Genomic DNA, 23,284 nt, shown 5'->3' on the forward strand with positions numbered 1-23,284 from the left:
CGTCATTTGTACAAGTTTATCCATTTCTTAGCTTCATTCGGCCACTTTCTACCCTCTTCTGTTGATTTGTGAACCATCATTGCTAGTAGATGTACCGCTGAGCTATCAAACGTATCACTAGAGTGTGCTCGACTGCGTACACAGTAAAAGGACTGAATACTAAAAAGCGCGATAACTCCATGAGCTATCGCGCTTTTGCTTTCGTGTTAGTTGCCCTTCTTTGAGCTAACGACTCTGTTGCTTCTCGTTAGCCATTACTTAGAACATTATTGTTCAGCAATGATTCAACGATTTCATTCGACGTTAGCCCATTGAAGTCTATCGAGTCGCCCAGATGTTCGACGACGATCGTCTGGCTTACATTTGCGTCCGTGGTGATGCTCAAGGACACAGCTTCTGTCGACGCATCATAATCGGCTGTGATGTGGCCAAGCAGATCATCCATATCGATCATCGAGTTGTTTAGATCAGAGATAACCTCTCGCAAATCAATACTGTCTTCGTTCACAGTAAAATCAGTAATGGTATCAACTGCCCCTTCATCCACTGAATCAACTGTCCACTTAAAGATATCACTGCCGTCTCCACCCGTTAAGATGTCCGACCCTAAGCCGCCAATAAGTACATCATCACCGTCTCCACCGACGATAAGGTCATCACCCTCACCGCCCGTCAAGTTAATGCCTGTATCTCCTCCAACAAGATAGCTGTCATCGGTCTCGCTTGACTGATCAATATCGTCACTGTCGTCGCTGACATCCAAGCTAATTTGGACAGGCGCAGACTGTGCTTCATCACCATTAGATTCTGTTGATATCGCCGTAACAGAAATATCGTAAGATCCTATATCAATACCACTGTTGGTGTCCGTCGCCACTATTTCTAGCGTATCAATTTCATCGCTTGGTACTGTCCAAGTGGTACCATCGAAGCTGATGCCTGATGGAGAAACACCGCTTGTCACCTCAGCACTAGCAGGTACACCCGTTAGTTCCAGTGAAAGCACCTCGTCAATGTCGGTCAAGGCCGCCATGATGCCAACGATCGCGAGACCTTGGCCGCTTGCTGTTTGGCTCGCAGCAATCTGTCTAATGTAGTTAAACTGCGGGTCAATGCCCAGCGTCGGAGCATCAGCCACAGGCGTCACATTAATGGTGAAGTCTTGATTCGCTTCTAACGCCGTGCCCGCCGCGTTCTCGAAGTACACTCCATTATCTTCGACTTTCACCGACAAGGTGATAGAGGCGGCATCAACATCTCCCGCATCGACAAATACACCCTCTGAAGCGTCAGTCGCACCAAGAACCGCGTTAATGTTATCTGGGGTACCCATCAGAATAACTTCACCAGCCATGCCCGCTCCAACCGTAACGCCACTGCCTACAGGAGGCTCAACACGCACATCACCCTCTGTCACACTCAAGGTAACGGTCATCAACTCATTCGCTTGTGCACCAGTAAAATCGATATCACTCACGCTAATGCCCGTAATCTTCTGACCATCTGCTTCGTTGATCGTATCTGTCACCGATGTCGCTGTAATTTCAGGAGCATCATTGGTTGCTTCAACATTCAATACGGCTGTGCCAGCAATTGTGATTGGATCTGGCGCGCCGTTAGTGGTGCCGTCATCCGTGATTTCGTAAGTGAAGTTAACGTCACCAAAGAAGTCTGCAGCAGGTTCAAACGTCCATTCTGTCGCATTGACTTGGGTTAACGTACCAGCCGAAGGATCCGCCAAAGCGACATTACTAATGGTCAAGTTATCTGATTCAGGGTCACTCGCGTTACTTAGTAGCTCAGCTGCTGTAATACTTACAGCCCCGCCATCCTCTTCGGTACTGGTTAACGTCACCTCTGATGTGACAGGAGAATCATTGACCTCTGTGACTTCGAAGGTTGCTGTTCCCGGCGTCGTTTGAGGATCGGATGCGCCATTCGTCGTGCCGTCATCGGTAATGTCGTACGTAAGCTCGACTGTGCCGTTGTAACCCGGCGCTGGTGTAAATGACCAAGTACCAGAGACGCTATTGAAACCCAATGTACCGCTACTTGGGTCGACCAATTGAACGTTACTCACAGTCAATGTGTCGTTCTCAATATCAGAGGCATTCGCCAACAAATCAGCTTGAGTAAGCTCAACCGCCGCACTGTCTTCCGCAACATCAGAAAGTGTCACTTCAGAAGTTGTTGGTGCATCGTTCACTTCCGTTACATTGAATGAAGCCGTGCCATTAACCGATTTAGGATCGGATGCACCATTTGTCGTACCGTCATCTGTAATGGTGTAAGTGATTTCGACAGGGCCGTTATAGTCAGGTGCAGGCGTAAACTCCCATTCCCCCGTCACGTTGTTGAAGCTAACACTTCCAGAATTTGGATCCGTTACCTGCACGTTGCTGACCGTGAGGTTGTCGTTTTCAATATCCGTAGCGTTTGCAATTAACTCCGCTTCGGAAATAGAGAACACGCCACTGTCTTCAGCAATATCTGCTAGGGTAACAGGCGTCGTTTCTGGCGTATCGTTAACTTCTGTCACTTCAATAGTAAAGCTACTGCTGTTGGTGTTGAGTGTGTCATCCACGCCACCAATTACGAGACCTTCATTACCTTGGTCATCGATAGTCACGTCAACTTGAACGTCACCAAAGAAGTTCAGGTCTGGATTGAACTCAATCAGCCCGTTGGCAATCGCATTGTTTAGATCAGCAACAGTGCCTTTAAGCTCAACAGAGTCCGTACCATCGCCACTCACGGTTAGGTTGTAGTTCGTCACGAGCGTTGGATTTAGCGCCAAGATACCATTGTCGACGGTAACATCGAGCACGTACTCAGCACTCGGATCATCCAACACGGCATCAACATCGGTAATACTAAAACCATCTAACAGTAGTGGCGTATCCTCTGGTGTTTCCACATCCACCGTGTTAACAAACTCTGGACGGTCATTAACCGCTTCGACTTCGACATTGACATCAAACTCTTTTGGCGTACCTAGACTTTGACTTCCATCTAGACCGGTATCAACAGCCTGAACTTTAAACCCTAGCGTGCCATTCCAAGAGTTATCGTTGCGATCGCCCGAGTTAAACACCACTTTATCGAGATCTTGGGCGTCAATCTCTAGGACGAATACACCACCGCCTTGGTCAACAAACGCCGTGCCGTCTGCAAGTTCAATACTTGCACCATCTGGCACATTTGTAATCTCGACACGTAGCGTTTCTGGATCGTTTTCTTGATAGTTCGCACCATCACCAATCGATTCTTTGTTATCAACCACCAGCGCATTGATGTTGATATCAATGTCCTCGCCTTCGTTACCTGACACCAAGGAATCTGGGTTTACATCAACATCATCACCAATTGGATCGATGGTGACCTTGAAAGTACCCGTATGCTCAGTCGGCACTTTCAACAACTCTTCTTGAGTAAATACCGTGATACCGATATCCACCTCACCACTGAAGTTTTTCGGTGGTTGAATTTCAATGTCACTTAGGTCAATAGATGTCTGACCTGGGTTGGCAAGTTGAATACTCCACTCACCTCCGCCATTATTTTTGACCGTGTAATCAGACGAGTTTGAATCCACAAGAAAATCTGTTGGTAGCCCCGTGAGCTTCAGGGATACAAATTCTTCAGAGCCATCATTATCATTTAGGCTAATGGTGAGACCAGTGCCCGACTGACTGAGTGATATGAGCGTATCTTCATCACCCGATATCTCAATTGGCTGTGTAGGATCGGCGCCGCTGATCGTAATATCATCCACAACAGGCGTAATTTCAAACGATACGCTATCGGTAAATGTACGCACATCCACATTATCTCCAGGATTCGCAAGCGTCGTTTGATCGATAAGAGCGGTATCGGTGATCTCTCCTTCAATGTTAATTTGAACCGTATTTTGTCCACCACCAACTGGGTAGTTCTCTTTTGGCTTGAATAACACTTCATCCAAAGCACCCGCCGCAATCTCAGCAGCACTGAACTCAACACTTGTGCCTAATGAGTTACCACTCGAATCGACAAATTCGCCTAGAGTCGTATCATCCAGCGTCAGTTTCACATTGGTAAGCGTTTCTCGCCCTGCCAATAGGCCGTTGCGATCGTCCGCAAAGTCGATATTCAAGTTCAGTTGAATCAGACCATCTTCATAGCCGACGCCATCATTGGTAGGGACATCAATAGTTAGGTCATTTACCGGCTGTTTATCTGCGTCTAGGCCAAGCGTGCCAGTTATATCCAATGTGATATCTGGCGTCACATCAGTATCAAGCGGTTGATCACCAGAAGAACTCGGCACGTCCGCAATCGGCAATACTTGTACCGGGATAGATTCAAGTGTGCTCTTCTCATCACCTGACAATGTATCGGTAGTCACAAAGATAACCGGTAGCTCAAAGTCGCCTGCCCAGTCTTCACCAACACGTAAGGTGAGGCTGTCTAAGCCCGTAATATTGCCACTAGCATCAATACCAGCTTGGAAAACGTATTTACCATCGACAAAGTCAACGTCTGTGCCCACAACCACCAAGCCAGGAGGAGCCCCTGGAGCAGAAGGGTCAATCACAACCGTAAGAACATCTTCGACACCATCGCTGTTAATCGTGGTAAGTTTCGACGCAAGCTGCGAACCAAAATCAATTAAATTGTCTTCATTGGCATCAATCTGGACGGTATTGTCTAAATCAATCTCAGCCGCCACACTCGTTTGTGGTGCGATATCAGTTGGGAACTCTAGAGTAATATCGGTTTGACGAATAACGGTCGCGTCTTTCTCTACCGCATCTTCACCTAAGTCATTGACTTCAGCAAAAATCGTCAAACCAATCGATGAAATACCACCATTGTCCGCATCATCAGAATCATCGTTTGGTGTTAGGTCTAACCCCGCAGGTGCGATAATAGAAAAGTTTTCCTCGTCGGTGATCGTCCAACGGCCATCACCTTCATTAGAGGCACCAACAATGATTAATTGATCAAGAATTTCAGGGTCGGTATTGCTGAACTGCACAACTAGCTGCGTTACAACTTCATCTGACGAGTTATCAAATTCTTGATATTTGATGATATTGGCGCCCGCTTGGCCACCTGCGGATGTATTAATAGTAAAGTCTATATGACCTAGCGCATCCGAGCTCACGACATCGGTCGTTGTACCTCCGGCATCTTCAACGAGAAGACGAGTTTGATCGGCAATCGGCCCTGTTAAATCTTCTGCTTCAACAATTGGGTTAACAGTCACATTTACCGTACCGTTAATCACAGCTGAAGCAATGCCTTCACCCGGATTACTCGCATCGACATATTCAGCGTCAATTTCTTTCACCGTCACTTGGGTACTCAAGCTAAAATCAGTACTCGAATCTTGCTCGAGTTGAACTTGGATGTAGCCATCTTGAGTCACTCGCGCTGAGAAATCTTGTTCTGACTCGTTAGGCGCTGGGGTCAGCGTGATACTACCGCCTGTTACCGTTTGAGCAACACCATCCACGTAGACAGTACTTCCCGCAGGGAAGCCACTAATAGTCAATTCCGCGTAAAACTCGTCGGCATCAGGACTTTGAGTCAACGTTGGCTCCCAATCAATATTGATACGGGTATCTTCGTTACCCTCGGAGCTCACAACATAGTTATCTTGTGCATCGATTACAGGCTCAACTTTTACACGAATCTCTCGCTCGACAATGCGAGTATGTCCATCATCTTCCGTCACGATGATGCTACCAGTAATGTGGATGTTCTCAGTTGATGAACTTTCGGGGATAATTTGGATCCCTGAATTGAAGTTCAAACCAGTAATGTTAGCTTCATAAATTGGGTTACCATTGATGTCAGTACCAACATAAGTTAGGTCAACACTACCACCGTCAGAATCAACCAGCTGAACACCATCTGGAATATTTGAAAGCACGACAGTAAGGGACTCAGATGTGTCCAGAGGCTTGTCCTTCGCTTCACCTGACACAACAGAGAAGTTCAGTAATGCGGCGCCATCTTCAGGAATCGTCGTCTCAATGCCTGACGTCGTACCATCATCAAATATGGACCAACTATTGTTGCTTTGATTGATCAAGACAACATCTGGAATATCAGCGACACCTTTTACTGCGACATTCACGGTTTGTGTGCCCAACGAGAGGATGTTCTGAGCAGAACCAGACGACAATGACGCGTTATCTTTAACTATCCCTTCAACATCAAAGGTAAAGTCTTTATTGCTATGCAGAGGAGGTAACACTTCCACGTCAGCCAAGTTAGCTTCTGGGATTTCGTAGTACAATACGTTACCACCGCCATCCGTAACCGTGTTGATCTGGCTTGGGCTAGCATTGTCCAACCACACCAATGTCACGCCATTTTCAGAGAAGTTTGAAATACGAACAAACAACTCTTCCGAACCATCGATATCAACAGATGGCGTCATCGTAATGACTTCGCTCAACTGAAGTGGATCATGGTCTGTCACAGGGTCTACGGTATCTTGAGTTCGCGCATTATCCTCAAAAATGTTGATGCGATTCACCACAAAATCGGCTTGGTCAGCCACTGGGCTGACGTCAATCACAATTTCTTCGGTCTCAGAGCGCGCCGTTTCTTTGCCCGTGAGTGGGTTTGTGCTCTCAGTAGTAATCGCCGTCACATCAAGCTTAATCTGACCAGAGAAGTGCTCCGATGGATCCACTTCGACCTCATCAATTCTGCTCGCATCTACTAGGTATTTACCGCCGACCTCTGGAATTGGGGTACCGTCAGAGTAGACAAGCGTCGCGTTGGCTCCGCCCTCGGTAAAGACGAGCTCATAAACAATAGCCTCTGGGTTACTGATGTCTTGCGTGTTCGCTTCGATATCCAATTGAACATTGTTGCCATCTTCGTCAACGGTATAATCGAAGATACTGCTTGCATTCCATGTCGCGATATCAGCGACCGCATCCACTTCGATATCCAAGCGACCGTTGATTGTGTGGTCTGGCGTGCCATTATTAAGAATTTCAACACGGATACGAGGATTGATACCTGAAGCATCCGTTGATGAATGACGGTCAGGCACAAAGTATAAGTTTTCTAAAGTGACAAACTCACCACTGAAGGACTGTTCTACATTTGATGCATCAAGAACGACGGTGTTACCCACAGGCGTTAATTCAATATAGTTACCGCTGCCGTCTTTGTAGTAGAAAGTACCGTTATGAGTGCTTGCGTCTCGGATCGTAATATCACCCAGACTTTCTGTTCGATCGATATCATGCAGATTAATAACTAAGTCGACTTTCGCTGGGGTGATATCCAACGCTGATAAATTGTCTTGAGTGTTTGCAGAATCAATACCTGCAACCACACCACCTCGCCCTTGGTCTTCAAAAGCGAGAACCGTAGACGTATCGATCTGAGCATTTCGGTCCGTGACCGAAATATCGACATCCGCGTCGCTGGTATCGCCGTCGCCATCGGTCGCGACAACGTTAATAGTGAAATCAATGGAGTCTGTTTCTGTATGATCAAGATCGTCATTCGGACGGAAAGTCACTCGTCCATCCGTACGCACGACTAAGCGACCAATTTCTGTATCGACGCCATCAAGGACTTTATGGACAAAGACGGTTTGATCACTGCCATTTAGGTCTATGGTGTCGGAGTCTACGCCGTTTTGCTTGAAGTAAATTCCTGAGTTATCTGCGGTAAATGAGGTAATCTCTGCACCATCAGCACCGTAATTTAGGTCCCCTTCAACCGGATCTGTAAACAGTTGTACTGTTCGACCACCCTGGCCTTCTACGCGCGAGATTGATGCATCATAAATGGTTGGAACGTCATCAGTAATAGAAACTGGCAGGGTGATTCCAGCCGTGTCACCATCAACATCTGTAGCAAATACAGGAAGGGTGAGGGTTAGCTCATCCTCACCTTGTACAGAATGATCTAATATCCCTTCCAAGGTAAATTTGTAAGAGCCATCAGCATTCAGTTCTAAGGTGAATACTGAGTTTCCATCCGGAGTCTGCCCTTGGTAGGTGTAGTTGTTGTTGCTTACTGCAGTTTGAACTAACGTCACCGCTAGACCACCTGAAGTGACTCCTGGAATAGGGTTTGAAGTCAGATCCAGTTGGTAAGAGACAACGGTATCTGCCCCTTCCACCGTATCGAAATTACCCGTTGCTTCTAGGCTGTCTTTATTGATCAGCTGCGAGCCGTTAACTAAGTCATCCTCGTCCAATGAAAGCGCGTCGGCTGATGTGATTTCAGGAATGTCATCAACAATGGTGATTGGAAGGTTCAATGATGATGACGTATCACCATCAAAATCTGTAACTGTAATTGGGATATCAATGACAAGGTTGTTTTCACCTTGAACGGCGTCATGGTCGATTGGTCCCAACAGTTCAAATTGGTAACTGTCGTTATTCGCATCGAGAGACAGCGTGAAGATCTTGGTTGAGGTGCCCGTAATCACGGCTTCGTAACTGGTTACGCCACCAACAGTACTCACCAAGTTAAGCTCAATGTTTTGACCGTTGGAAGTTAACCCTGACACAACAGAATTAAGGTCAGAAACTTGGTAGCTGGCAATCTCATCCGCCCCATCAACGACTTCAAATCCACCAGTTAATACCGTTGAATCGCCACTCGTCGTGTCAGAGCCACCAGCAAGGTCATCTTCATCAACGGTTTGTTGGCTAGAGTCTGTCACTTTCACAATCGCTGGAACATCGTCCACCACGGTGATCGGCAAGGTGATGTTATTTGACACATCGCCATCAAAATCGGTCGCATTGACTGGGAAGTTGATGACTAACGAGTTTTCATCGTTACCCGCAGGATGATCAAGTGCGCCCAACAGTTCAAATTCATAGCTGTCTGCTGAACCATTTAGCGTCAGTTTAAAGACGGTATCCGTCGTACCTTGTACATAAGCTCGGTACTCAATCACACCGTTTGAATTTGAAAACTCAACCAACTCAAGCGGTTGACCACCTGAGGTAAGTCCAGATACAGGTGACGTCAAGCTATCCAACTGGAAGCTAACGATAGAATCGGCACCATCAGTAACGTCAAAGTTGCCACCAATGATATTGGATTCTGGCGTGTCGTCCGAACCTTGGCTTGGAATATCATCCTCATCCACAGACAAGGTACTACCAGAGCTAATAGCATCAATAGTTGGCTTGTCATCTACGATGGTCACTGGCAAGGTCGCAGTGATGGTATCGTTGTCGCCATCTGTAATCTTCACAGGTAGATTCAACAAAATCTCATCAGAGTTAACCGCGTGATCTAACTGACCAGATAACTCAAAGTCGTATTTACCATCTTGATGTAGTGTCAACGTGAAGACTGTCGCTCCGCCCGGAGTTTGTCCCACGTAAACAAGCGCGTCAGCAGTTGAAGCACTTAGGTCTTGAGAAAGTGTTACCTCTTCTCCACCCGATTTCAGATTCGGGATAGGATTTGAGCTCAGATCCAATTCGAAAGCATCAATACCATCTGCGCTAGTGACTTCGAATTCACCTGATACCGTTAACGGCTCTTTCGTGCCATCAGAACCAAGAGGTAAGTCATCTTCGTCGACACGTAGACTTTCAATATTGGTAACAACTGGAACATCGTCCACAACGGTAATTGGCAATGTGAAGGCTGGTGAAGTATCGCCATCATTATCTGTCGCCGTCACAGGAAGGTTAATAACAATTTCGTTTTGTTGATTACCATCTGGATGATCAAGCGGCTTCTGTAAATCGAACTCGTAGGTGTTGTTCGTTGCGTCTAACGTCAGTTCGAACACCACTTCAGCAGGATTGCCAGCGACACCTTGGTATACGTTCACGCCATTTGCGCTAGAAGACAGAACTAAGGTGATAGCATCACCATCTGAAGTCAGAGAGGCAACAGGCGTGGTCAGGTCACTCAGCTGAATAGAAGCAACTTGGTCAGCACCTTCGGTGATATCAAAAGTACCTGAAATAACAGTATCTTCTGCACTTGCAGCATCCGTACCTGCTGGTAGGTCATCTTCATCAACGGTTTGTTCGCTGCCTGCTAGTAAACCATCAATGGTTGGAACATCATCCACAACCGTAATTGGTAAGGTGATGTTGTTCGACACGTCTCCATCAAAGTCAGTCGCGTTTATCGGTAAATTGATGACCAGTTCATTTTGGCCATCAGCATTTGGATGATCGAGAGGAGCAAGCAAATCGAACGTGTAGCTGTCATCAGAAGCATCGAGAGTCACACGGAATACTGGTGTCGTCGTGCCATCAATACGAGCTTCGTAAACTGAAACGCCACCTGCGTTTGATACTTCAACCATAACCAGAGATTGACCGCCAGAGGTCAGGCCTTGTACTGGCGTCGTCAGGTCAGAAACGCTGTACTCCACAATGCCATCAGAGCCATCAGTCGCGATGAAGTTACCTGCAATGCTGTTCGACTGCGTACCATCAGATCCAACTGTTGGGATATCGTCCTCGTCAACCGTTTGCACACTTGTTGCTTCGATGCCACCAAGTGTCGGTTTGTCATCAACGATCTTGACAGGAATTGTCTCAGCAGACGTGTCGCCATCAAAGTCGGTTGCGATGATTGGGAAGTTCAGTGTCAGCTCGTCACTATCTACCGCGTGGTCGATTGGACCTTCTAGCGTGAAGTTATAAGAGCCATCGGTATTCACTGTCAGCGTAAAGACCGCTTCAGTCCCCGCTGTCGCCTCGTAAGTAAAGCTTCCATCACCATTTGCAGTTTCCGTCAGTGTGACTGCCACGCCTTGTGATGTAAGGCCAGCCACTGGTGTTGCAGACGCGTCAAGCTGATAGCTCACCACTCGGTCAGAGCCTTGTGTGGTATTGAAGTTGCCATCGATTGAAATCGGGTCAGTCTGATCTGAGCCAATCGTGCCTAGGTCATCTTCATCAACGGTAATCGCATCGACATCGGTAATGGTCGGCTTATCATCCACGATGGTGACTGGGATCGTTTCTGTGGTGGTATCACCATCAAAATCCGTCGCGATGATTGGGAAGTTCAGCGTCAGCTCATCACTGCCTACCGCATGGTCTAGTGGACCTTGAAGGGTGAAGTTGTATGAGCCATCCGTGTTTACTGTTAGCGTAAAGACAGCATCGGTTCCCGCAGTGGCTTCATAGGTGTAGCTACCGTCGCCGTTTGCGGTTTCCGTCAACGTCACTGCCACACCTTGTGATGTTAGACCATCAACTGGCGTTGCAGAAGCATCCAATTGGTAACTCACTACCCCATCAGAGCCTTGCGTTGTAGTGAAGTTGCCATCAATGGAAATTGGATCTGAGCCGTCAGAGCCAATCGTCGCTAAGTCATCTTCATCAACCGTGATGGCATCTACGTCAGTGATGGTTGGCTTATCATCAACGATGGTGACTGGTAGTGTTTCCTTCGACGTATCGCCATCAAAGTCTGTTGCGATAATCGAGAAGTCGATTTGTAGACTGTCGCTGTTCACCGCATGGTCTAATGGACCTTGCAGAGTAAAGGTGTAACTACCGTCTGGCTTCACAACCAATTCAAATACGGCATTGCCATCTGCTGTAGCAGTGTAAGTAAAGCTACCATCACCATTTGCCGTCTCAGCAAGCACGACAGGATCACCATGAGAGGTTAACCCTGATACTGGATCTGCTGTTGCATCAAGCTGGTATTTAACAACGCTGTCCGAGCCTTCCGTTGTGGTGAAAGAGCCCGACATAAACGCATCGTCGTTTTGATCTGAGCCAATTGAGGCGAGATCATCTTCGTCTACTGTCAGTGGAACAACGTTGTCGATGGTTGGAACGTCATCAGTAATCGTGACTGGAATGGTCGCGGTCGTCGTATCGCCATCAAAGTCTGTAGCAATGATTGGGAAGTTCAGTACTAACTCATCGCTGTTTAACGCGTGATCCACCGGACCTTCCAGACGGAAGTTGTATGTACCGTCAGCATTCACATTCATGGTGAAGACAGGATTGCCATCCGCGGTAGCCACGTAAGTGAAGCTACCATCGGCATTCGCAGTCTCAACCAAAGTAACAGGCTCACCTTGAGAAGTTAAACCTGCGACAGGATCAAAAGCTGAATCAAGTTGGTAGCTCACCACACGGTCTGAACCTTGAGTCGTCGTAAACGCGCCTTCAACAAACACAGCGTCAGTTTGGTCTGAGCCGATAGACGCGAGGTCGTCTTCATCCACAGCCAGAGGCACAACGTTATCGATGATTGGTGCATCATCCGTGATCGTGACTGGAATGGTTGCCGTGGTCGTATCACCATCAAAATCGGTGGCAACAATTGGGAAATCAATCGTTAGGCTGTCGCTATTAGCTGCATGGTCAATCGGGCCTTGCAACGTAAAGTCGTACGTACCATCTGTTGCTACGTTTAACGTGAAGACAGGATTGCCGTCTGCGGTCGCAACATAGGTAAAGCTGCCGTCACCATTCGCGGTTTCCACCAAGGTAATCGCCTCACCTTGAGATGTAAGCCCCGCAACAGGATCAGAGGTTGAATCCAGTTGATAGCTCACCACTCGGTCAGAGCCTTGAGTGGTAGTAAACGCCCCTTCAACGAACAGATCGCCGCCTGGGTCTGAACCCACACCGCTAAGGTCATCTTCATCGACACTCAATGCATCCACCGCTGTGATGGTCGGTACATCATCAACAATGGTGACTGGAATGGTTTCTGTGACGGTGTCGCCATCAAAGTCGGTTACGATAATTGGGAAGTTCAGTATCAGCTCGTCACTATCCACCGCGTGATCAATTGGCCCTTCAAGTGTGAAGTTGTATGAGCCATCAGTATTCACTGTCAGCGTAAAGACCGCTTCAGAGCCCGCTGTTGCTTCGTAGGTAAAGCTACCATCACCATTTGCGGTTTCTGTTAGCGTTACCGCTACACCTTGCGAGGTTAAACCGTCAACTGGTGTTGCAGAAGCATCTAACTGGTAGCTCACCACTCGGTCTGAGCCTTGTGTGGTGGTGAAGTTGCCATCAATAGAAATAGGATTGCTTTGGTCTGAGCCGATTGATGCGAGATCATCTTCATCAACCGTAATGGCATCTACGTCATTAATAACTGGCTTATCGTCGACGATCGTTACTGGGATAGCGGCGTTAGTGGTGTCGCCATCAAAGTCGGTCGCGATGATTGGGAAGTTCAGTGTCAGCTCGTCGCTATCCACTGCGTGGTCGATTGGCCCTTCAAGCGTGAAGTTATAAGAGCCATCAGTGTTCACTGTTAGCGTAAAGACTGCTTCAGTACCCGCTGTTGCCTCGTAAGTAAAGCTGCCATCACCATTTGCAGTTTCCGTAAGTGTGACGGCCACGCCTTGTGATGTAAGGCCGTCAACTGGTGTTGCAGAAGCATCAAGCTGATAGCTCACCACTCGGTCAGAGCCTTGTGTGGTAGTGAAGTTGCCATCGATTGAAATCGGGTCAGTTTGGTCTGAGCCAATCGTGCCTAAGTCATCTTCATCAACGGTAATCGCATCGACATCGGTAATGGTCGGTTTATCATCCACGATGGTGACTGGGATCGTTTCTGTGGTGGTATCACCATCAAAATCCGTCGCGATGATTGGGAAGTTCAGCGTCAGTTCATCACTGCCTACCGCATGATCGATTGGACCTTGAAGCGTGAAGTTGTAAGAGCCATCCGTGTTTACTGTCAACGTAAACACAGCATCAGTTCCCGCTGTTGCTTCATAGGTAAAGCTGCCATCACTGTTTGCTGTTTCCGTCAAGGTCACAGCTACACCTTGCGATGTTAGGCCATCAACTGGCGTTGCAGCAGCATCCAATTGATAGCTCACTACCCCGTCAGAGCCTTGCGTTGTAGTGAAGTTGCCATCGATTGAAATTGGATCTGAGCCGTCAGAGCCAATCGTCGCTAAGTCATCTTCATCCAAGCGGATCGCGTCTACGTCAGTGATGCTTGGTTGATCGTCAACAATGGTGACAGGCAATGTTTCTGTCGACGTATCACCATCAAAGTCTGTCGCGATAATCGGGAAATCAATTTGTAGACTGTCACTATTTACCGCATGGTCTAGTGGACCTTGCAGAGTAAAGGTGTAGCTGCCATCTGGTTTCACAACCAATTCAAATACGGCATTGCCATCTGCTGTGGCAGTGTAAGTAAAGCTGCCATCACCATTTGTTGTCTCAGCAAGTACGACGGGCTCACCATGAGAGGTCAACCCTGCAACTGGATCTGCTGTTGCATCAAGCTGGTATTTAACAACGCTGTCCGAGCCTTCCGTTGTGGTGAAAGAACCCGACATAAACGCATCATCGTTTTGGTCTGAGCCAATTGAGGCAAGATCATCTTCGTCTACAGTCAGTGGAACAACGTTGTCAATGGTTGGAACGTCATCAGTAATCGTGACAGGAATGGTCGCGGTTGTCGTATCGCCATCAAAATCTGTAGCAATGATTGGGAAGTTCAGTACTAGCTCATCGCTGTTTAACGCGTGATCAACTGGGCCTTCTAGACGGAAGTTGTATGTACCGTCAGCATTCACATTCATGGTGAAGACAGGATTGCCATCCGCGGTAGCCACGTAAGTGAAGCTGCCATCGGCATTCGCAGTCTCTACCAAAGTAACAGGCTCACCTTGAGAAGTTAAACCTGCGACAGGATCAGAAGTTGAATCAAGTTGGTAGCTCACCACACGGTCTGAACCTTGAGTGGTCGTGAACGCGCCTTCAACATAAACAGCGTCAGTTTGGTCTGAGGCAATACCTGATAAATCATCTTCGTCTACAGCCAGAGGCACAACATTATCGATGATTGGCGCATCATCCGTGATCGTGACTGGAATAGTTGCCGAAGTTGTATCACCATCAAAATCGGTGGCAATAATTGGGAAATCAATCGTCAGGCTATCGCTGTTGGCGGCATGGTCAATCGGGCCTTGCAGCGTAAAGTCGTAAGTGCCATCTGTTGCTACATTCAGCGTGAAAACAGGATTGCCATCTGCGGTCGCCACATAGGTAAAGCTGCCGTCACCATTGGCGGTTTCCACCAAGGTAATCGCCTCACCTTGAGACGTTAGCCCCGCAACAGGATCAGCGGTTGAATCCAGTTGATAGCTCACCACTCGGTCAGAGCCTTGAGTAGTGGTAAACGCACCTTCAACGAACAGATCGCCGCCTGGGTCTGAACCCACGCCGCTAAGGTCATCTTCGTCGACACTCAACGCATCCACCGCTGTGATGGTAGGCACATCATCAACAATCGTGACTGGAATAGTTTCAGTGACAGTGTCGCCATCAAAGTCGGTTGCAATAATTGGGAAATTCAGTGTCAGCTCATCACTATCAACAGCGTGATCAATTGGCCCTTCTAGCGTGAAGTTATAAGTGCCATCAGTATCTACTGTCAGAGTAAATACTGGGTTGCCACCCGCAGTCGCTTCATAAGTGAAGCTACCATCACCATTTGCGGTTTCTGTTAGCGTTACCGCTACACCCTGCGACGTTAAACCGTCAACTGGTGTTGAAGAAGCATCTAACTGGTAGCTCACCACTCGGTCTGAACCTTGTGTCGTGGTGAAGTTGCCATCAATAGAAATAGGATTGCTTTGGTCTGAGCCAATCGCAGCTAAGTCATCTTCATCAACGGTAATGGCATCTACGTTAGTAATAACTGGCTTATCGTCCACGATCGTCACTGGGATAGTGGCGTTAGTGGTGTCACCATCAAAGTCGGTCGCGATGATTGGGAAGTTGAGCGTTAACTCGTCGCTATCAACAGCATGATCAATTGGCCCTTCTAGCGTGAAGTTGTAAGAGCCATCAGTGTTCACTGTCAGTGTAAAGACCGACTCAGTGCCTGCTGTTGCTTGGTAGGTAAAGCTGCCATCACCATTTGCAGTTTCCGTAAGTGTGACGGCCACGCCTTGTGATGTAAGGCCATCAACTGGTGTTGAAGAAGCATCAAGCTGATAACTCACCACTCGGTCCGAGCCTTGTGTGGTGGTGAAGTTGCCATCGATTGAAATCGGGTCAGTCTGATCTGAACCAATCGTGCTTAAGTCATCTTCATCAACGGTAATCGCATCGACATCAGTAATGGTCGGCTTATCATCCACGATGGTGACAGGCAGTACGATTTGGCTTGTGTCACCATCGAAATCGGTAGCAATAACATTAAAATCGAGGGTTAAGCTGTCGCTATTTGCCGCATGGTCGATTGGACCTTGCAGCTCAAAACTGTACGAGCCGTCGGTATTCAAAATTAATGTGAAGACTGCGCTGCCACTTGCCGTTGCGCTGTAGGTGTAACTGCCGTCTGCATTTTGCGTTTCGGCAATGGAGACGGTTTGACCTTGAGATTGCAGGCCACTTAAAGGATCAGCATTTACATCCAACTGATACTGTACGACGCCATCAGAGCCCTCAGTCGTCGTGAACTGACCTTCAACCAGTGTTGGCTGTGATTGGTCAGAGCCTACCGAACTTAAGTCATCTTCATCGACGGTAAGAGTAACAACGTCGTTAATGGTTGGCACATCATCAGTAATGGTTACCGGTAGAACAAGTGAACTGGTGTCACCGTCAAAGTCCGTTGCGACAATAGTGAAGTCTAGAGTTAAGCTATCGCTACCCACAGCATGATCGATTGGACCTTCAAGGGTAAATGAATAAGAACCGTCAGGGTTCACTTGTAAGGTGAAGATAGCGTCCCCTTCTGCCGTTGCAGAATAGGTAAAGCCGCCATCTGAGTTGACAGTTTCTGTCAGAGAGATAGATCGACCCTGTGATTCCAATCCATTAAGTGGATCAGTGCCGCTCTCTAATTGATAGCTTACGACACGGTCTGAGCCCTGAGTCGTCGTGAAACTGCCTTGCGCGAGCACAGAATCACTTTGATCGGAGCCGATGCTTGATAAATCGTCTTCATCGACGGCTAGCGCCTCAACGCCATCAATCGTAGAAACGTCATCTTGAACTTGAATGACAATTTGCGCTGCTTCTGGTGTGTTCGAACCTTCAGTAATCGAGGAGCGGTCGCCATCCGCATCTACCGCGTAAACTGGCAGTGAGAAAGTAAGCGAGTCATCGTTAGCACCCGTATGGTCAAGTTGTTCATACAAGTTGAATTGGTATTCGCCCAATGCAGGAGCATCAATCGCCACATCAAATACGGTGATACGCACGCCATCCAGCTCGATGAAACCTTCGTAAGTGCGCACGCCGTTACTCTCGGACGCAAGTTCCAGTTGAACAACTTGCCCTTGAGATTGGAGTTCCCCACCAACGTTAAACTCTGTAGGTTCCAACTCATAGTGATCAATGATGTCACTACCGACCGCTGTCGTGATCGACCCAGAGCCACTTGTTACTACCGTGCCTTCCTGTGAACCTTGGTCAACACCCGCCTCGTCTAAAGACAATCCCGTCACGTTTTCAATCACCGGATTATCGCCATCAAGGATGGTCATCGTAAAGGTGTTGCTTGCCGTATCTTGGTCAAAGTCGACGATTGTGGTTGGTAAAGAGAGCTCAATCGTATCTTCACCGTTTGTTTGTTCCAACGGCTTAAATTGCTCAAATTGGTAGGTACCATCAGTATTCAGACTGATGGTTAAGACGGTTTCATTAGAGCCCGCAATGGACAAGGTGATAGTACTACCGTCTTCAGAGAGTACCGCTTCTGTCGCCTGATTATCACTCAGTAGGCCATCGAATTGACTAAGCCCTTCTTGATTAAACGTGACCGTTGCCAATTGATCACTACCAATATCAACAAAAGTGCCAGTAATTGGTGTAGAAGAAGATTCAACGTTTTCAAAAGTAACGTTTTGCGGCGAAGGATCATCGCCATCAATAACGCTTGTCGTAAAATCGATAGGCGCTTGAATGCTGTTGCCACCAATATCTGCGCCAGTAATATCAAAAGCGATATTGATTTGATCACCGGAGATCGATACTTGGCCACCAGCAACAGACGCGACATGGTCAATACCCTGGCTAATCGTGGTAACGACCTCTAACTCTAAATCACGGCCTAAAGATGTCGCTTCGATCTCGATACGAAGCACTTCGTTACCTTCTTGAGTACCGACAATGGCATTTTGCGCTTCGTCATAAACGAACGCCACTGGCTGACCACCAGAGGTAATATCACTGTTAAGCTCACTTAACAAAGACTCTAAAGAAGACGTTTCAGGTACAAATGAAGTAGTATCAAGTGCGAGATCCCCTGCTTCAACCAGCACACTAGACGAAATGGTTTGCGGGTAGCTTGATAGGGAAATTGAGCCTTCTGTTACTTGAGAAGAGAGAGACTGGCCACCATCGGCAAAAACAGTGACATTTAAGCCGTCAGGATCATCTTCAGTATCCGTGTTACTTGTCGGAGCTGAGGTTTCAAAAAACGTTGAGGCCAATACTTCAGGGTTATTGTATTCAACAGTAACAAAGCCTGCGTTTGCAGACCCAGAACCACCGCCGCCACCAGCCGGACCCGCGGCCGTGGCTTCAAGGATAGCCGTAGGGTCAGCGCCTTCTAAAATGGCTTGCTGGATTGCAGCCACATCCTCAGCCCCAAATTCGGCGTCAGCCGCCGCGGTTGGATCGACATTGATTTGGCCATCAACAGGCGCTTGAACAACCGCGTCTGTCGTCTGTTGCTCTAAAGATGGTGCTGGTATGCAGGCTACACAATTCTCATCCACGAGATAGAGTGAGCCTTCCGCGATCACTTCAATGGAAGCGCCGTTTTCAGTGATGATGACATCACCCGGAACTAATACATCCCCAACGTTTATCGCCCTCACCTTCCCCTCAAGGCTTAGCGCGTAAACATCCCCTTTGACAGCATCTACTACAACTTCTTGCGGCACAGCTTGTGTACTCATCTGACCCCCGCTAATGGCTAACGCACTTCGTTAGACCTTTATAAATTATTTTAGTTTATAGAAATGTGATTCACATTGTCTCACCAGACTGATTTAACTAACTATTGAGTCAATAAACAATCAAATTTTGTTCTTTCGTTAACCACATGAAATGAAAACCTCACCAAGTCACAAGTATGCGACACATTCAAATGTAAACTATCCATTAATTTTATGAAATAAAAGGCTTATTAGACAAAGATTAGTTTCAATCCAGTGAGAAGAAAAGTTGAACAACCTAAGAAGTGAGAATCAAGCCACCAGTGCCAATGAGTAAGGGTAGAAAGGCAAACAAAACATCGTATGTAGACGAACGCTTTGCCAACCTAATAAGCAAAGGAGAAGTAAAGAACATCACGATAAGATACTGAATAACATAGGAAGAAGGGATAAAAATCAACAGTAGAATGTGAGTTAGGATATGAACCCCAATTCCCAGTGAATTCGGTTTTGTCCGCATGATAAGAGCAAACGAAAAAATAAGACTAATAGCAATTGGCATAAATCAACTTAATTAATAATAATTCTCATTTTCAATATTATGTTATTGTTTACCTTCCTTCAACTTTGTTTTATCTATTGTTGCCATCACTAATATCAATCAACACAATAAGTAAAATTATCAATAATTTCTCTCCTAAACGTTTGCGTAATCGCTAACCTTCTCTTAACCTTTATTTGAGGCTTTCATCACGGTTTTTCCATTGCTATAGTGCACCCATCAAAACGAAAAAGACCATTCGAGGCATGGAGCTTCCTCGTTAATCTCAAGATGAGAAGAAGTGGTACCTACAAAATTCGGCAGATTTAAGAGGGTCAAATAATGGAAATGAATATGGTTGAGATTCTAGGCTACGCGGCTTCTATCATGGTTGCTATCTCACTAACTATGAAAGATATCGTTAAGCTTCGTATCCTTAACTTTATCGGCTGTGCACTTTTCACAGCGTACGGTTTGATGATTGATTCATGGCCAGTAGTACTAACAAACGGCTTTATTGCATGTGTTAACGTGTACTTCCTTGCAAAAATGCAGCAGGAAAAAAAAAGCCTAGCGCCTGAAGAAGCCTAGTTAAAACGATTTTAGAAAGCCCGTAAGTGTTATGCTTACGGGCTTTTTTGTTTGCCAAATTTTTAACCCACCGAATCGACAGACGAAAAACAGCATTAAAGTCGTTTTTGAACACCAACACTTAGCGTTATACTCGCGAGAAAGGTTATCTGAAACACAGAGGTCATCATGAATATTGGTGCAGTTGCAAAACTCACAGGATTGTCTTCTAAATCGATTCGTATGTACGAAGACAAAGGCATCATTTCGTCACCAGCTCGCAGCGACTCCGGCTATCGCGAATATTCTGAAAAACACATCCAAGAGCTAAACCTTGTTTCCAGAGCAAAAAACGCCGGTTTCTCATTACAAGAATGCAAAGAGTTCGTGCAATTGGCACACAACCCAAACCGCAAAAGTAGCGAAGTAAAAGCACGAACCATGGACAAACTTCATGAAGTGGAGCAAAAAATTGCCCACTTAGTGGAGATTAAAAAGCAGTTGGAGGGCTGGGTTTCTTCATGTCCTGGGGATGCAAAGAGCCGCTGTCCGATCATGGACGAGCTCACCAAGTAAACCCGTCACTGTTTCTACTTTACCTTGCTGGGCTATTGTTTTGATGAGCTCTGCTTTAACGGAATTTTGGTCGATAGAACATAACTTTAATGGTAAGTGCACATACGCTTGCCATTAAGCTCAATGATATTGAACGGAGTCTCGTAGATATCCTCTAGCGTTGAAGACTGAATCACCTCTTCGACTTTACCACTGGCCACTACTTTCCCTTTCTTGAGGGCAAGGATCTCGTCGGAATAACACGCAGCAAAGTTAATATCATGAATCACCACCACCATGGCTTTGTTCATATCGTGCGCAAGACGTTGAACGACTTTCATGATCTGTAGTGAGTGCTTGATATCAAGGTTATTCAATGGTTCATCGAGAAAAACGTAATCCGTATCTTGGGCAATTACCATTGCAATAAAGGCCAGCTGTCGTTGACCACCACTCAATTCATCTAAGAATTTATCTTGAATTTCTTTCAGATCTAAGTAGTCGATAGCTTGGTCGATTAACGCATGGTCATCTTTGGTTAGGTTACCTTTCGAATAAGGGAATCGTCCAAATGAGACCAACTCTTTTACGGTAAAACGCATCGTAATTGTGTTTGCTTGGCGCAGTACCGCCAGCTTTTTTGCAAGCTCTTTGGTGTCCCATTCAGCAATCTCTTTACAGTCGATCATAACGCTCCCACCATCACGCTCAGTCAATCGCGACGCCATTGATAGTAACGTACTCTTCCCTGCTCCGTTAGGGCCAATAATTGACGTTACTTTCCCTTTTTCAAATTGAGTATCGGCCTCATCAACCACTTTGTTGGGGCCAAATGCTTTCGTTAGTTTATCTATAATAATCATATTTATACGACTTTGTTTTTCAGCAATAGATACAAGAAGTAGATACCGCCAATAAAGTTAATCACTACGCTCAACGTCGTTTCAAATGAAAAGACGTTTTCTATAATCCATTGCCCCGACAATAAGGCACAAATTGCCATCAATGAGCAGCCTATTAACAGGGTACGATGCTGGTAAGAGCGGAACATCTCACGACTTAAGTTTGTCACCAACAATCCAAAAAACATGATAGGGCCGACAAGCGCGGTCGAGATGGCAATGAGAAGCGCGGAGAGAATGAAGACATTGCGCGTCACTTTAGGGACATCAACCCCTAGACTCTTAGCATTGTCCTGGTCGAGCCAAAACACATCTAAGGTGTGATGCATGCGATACAACAACCAACAAGCGATGAACAATATTGGCGAGCTTATATACACCAAGTTCACCTTCACATTGTTGAAACTGGCATACAGTTTAGATTGCACAAACGCAAAGGTATTTGGGTCCATCAGAAGAGAGAAGAACACCGCAATATTGCTAAACAACTGCCCAAAGATCAGCCCAACCAAAAGCAAAGTGATGAGATTACGCCCGCCTTTTGAAAAATAATATCCAAACAGTAATAACGAAAAACCCACCATCACCAATACCGCAATCGAGAAGTTGATGTAGACATTCAGAATGAGAGCGCTTAAACCACCAAACAACAAAACAATCAGCACTTGCGTCAACACATACAACGCATCAAATCCCATGATGCTAGGGGTAAGGATCCGGTTATGGGTAATGGTTTGGAACACCAATGAAGATTGAGCAATCGCAATACCTGCCAATACCATGGCTAACACTTTAGGCACACGTCGTGACAAAAAGTACTGGTAGTTATCTGCCGTTAAGCCAATACCAATAAACAAAAATGCAAAAAGCAGCGCAATGGCTGCCAATAGAAACAGTTTTTTGGAATCACGCACTTTGTTTACCTCGCAATAACATCGCGATAAACACCACACCACCCAAGATGCTGATCACAATTGAAATAGGCATTTCATGAGGGAAAATGATCACTCGGCTAACCAGGTCACACGCTAAAACAAGGAACGCTCCATACATGGCAGTAAGCGGGATATTGCGTTTGAGGTTATCACCGTAGAAGTAACTGACTAAGTTTGGCACGATAAGTCCAAGAAACGGCAGTTGACCAACGATCATCACCACACTGGCTGACATTACCGACACCAAAAGCACACCTAATGTCACCACTTGTTGGTAGTTAAGACCAAGGTTTACTGCGAAGTCTTTCCCAATACCAACCGCAGAAATGCGTGCCGCAAATAGGTAACTTAAAAGGGCGACGGGAACAGCAATATAAAGCAGCTCAAAATCACCACGCAAAATGTTGGCAAAGTTTGCCACGCTCCACGCAGACAGACTTTGTAGTGCATCGTATTTGTAGGCAATGAAAGTAGTAACAGCGTCAACAACGTTACCAAAGATGATGCCCACGAGCGGCACAAATACGACGCTTTTAAATTGGATACGCTGAATGAACTGAACGAACATTAAAGTGCCAAGAATAGAGACACCAAAGACAAGCCAAAGCTGTTCGCCACTACCAAAAAACACCACACTCATTACGTAACCAAGCATGGCACACTCAATCGTGCCTGTTGTTGAAGGCGCAGCGAATCGGTTTTGGCTAATTTGCTGCATCACTAATCCAGCGATACTTAGCCCGGCCCCAACAAGCAGAATCGCAAATAGGCGCGGAATCCGGCTAGTGAAGAAGAGTTCTAGTGCTTTTGCATCACCCGAAAACAACTGTTGGGGTGTCATATTTCCCACCCCAACAAACAACGACGCGACGCTTAGAGCAACAAGAACAAGCAATAACTTTTTCAAAGTTAACCTCTG

General features: G+C 46.5%; 6 protein-coding genes. 2 read left to right on the top strand and 4 right to left on the bottom strand.

The window, feature by feature from the left end:
* Positions 1–247 precede the first annotated feature (247 nt).
* Positions 248–18,883: a retention module-containing protein gene (locus GXP65_RS13880; RefSeq protein ID WP_162093084.1), complete on the bottom strand. Its 18,636-nt coding sequence runs from the start codon at positions 18,881–18,883 to the stop codon at positions 248–250.
* Between the two features lie 862 nt (positions 18,884–19,745).
* On the opposite strand from GXP65_RS13880, the gene GXP65_RS13885 reads away from it, so the two are divergent.
* Positions 19,746–19,994, top strand: coding sequence for a YgjV family protein (locus GXP65_RS13885; RefSeq protein WP_005431786.1), 249 nt, complete (start codon positions 19,746–19,748; stop codon positions 19,992–19,994).
* A 168-nt stretch (positions 19,995–20,162) separates the two neighbouring features.
* A complete protein-coding gene (gene cueR, locus GXP65_RS13890) occupies positions 20,163–20,549 on the top strand; it encodes a Cu(I)-responsive transcriptional regulator (RefSeq protein WP_005431823.1) in 387 nt (128 codons plus the stop codon).
* 86 nt (positions 20,550–20,635) lie between these two features.
* Here cueR and vctC read toward each other — a convergent pair whose 3' ends face one another.
* The 3 genes from vctC to vctD are packed head-to-tail and all read right to left on the bottom strand — an operon-like array spanning position 20,636 to position 23,272.
* Positions 20,636–21,391 carry an iron chelate ABC transporter ATP-binding protein VctC gene (gene vctC, locus GXP65_RS13895; protein WP_045403161.1) on the bottom strand — a complete coding sequence of 252 codons (756 nt, stop codon included), beginning with the start codon at positions 21,389–21,391 and terminating at the stop codon, positions 20,636–20,638.
* Positions 21,392–21,393: 2 nt separating this feature from the next.
* Entirely contained in the window at positions 21,394–22,344 is a 951-nt protein-coding gene (vctG, locus tag GXP65_RS13900; protein ID WP_162093085.1) for an iron chelate uptake ABC transporter permease subunit VctG, read from the bottom strand.
* Entirely contained in the window at positions 22,337–23,272 is a 936-nt protein-coding gene (vctD, locus tag GXP65_RS13905; RefSeq protein WP_162093086.1) for an iron chelate uptake ABC transporter permease subunit VctD, read from the bottom strand. The genes vctG and vctD overlap by 8 nt, the downstream gene beginning before the upstream one ends.
* Positions 23,273–23,284 lie beyond the last annotated feature (12 nt).

The sequence above is a fragment of the Vibrio sp. LB10LO1 genome (assembly GCF_010092875.1).
In the GTDB taxonomy this organism is placed as follows: Bacteria; Pseudomonadota; Gammaproteobacteria; order Enterobacterales; family Vibrionaceae; genus Vibrio; species Vibrio campbellii.

Bases quoted from the DNA above. Each gene is read 5' to 3' on its own strand.
- cueR (WP_005431823.1), top strand. From the start codon at position 20,163: ATGAATATTGGTGCAGTTGCAAAACTCACAGGATTGTCTTCTAAATCG.
- vctC (WP_045403161.1), bottom strand. From the start codon at position 21,391: ATGATTATTATAGATAAACTAACGAAAGCATTTGGCCCCAACAAAGTG.
- GXP65_RS13885 (WP_005431786.1), top strand. From the start codon at position 19,746: ATGGAAATGAATATGGTTGAGATTCTAGGCTACGCGGCTTCTATCATG.
- GXP65_RS13880 (WP_162093084.1), bottom strand. From the start codon at position 18,883: ATGAGTACACAAGCTGTGCCGCAAGAAGTTGTAGTAGATGCTGTCAAA.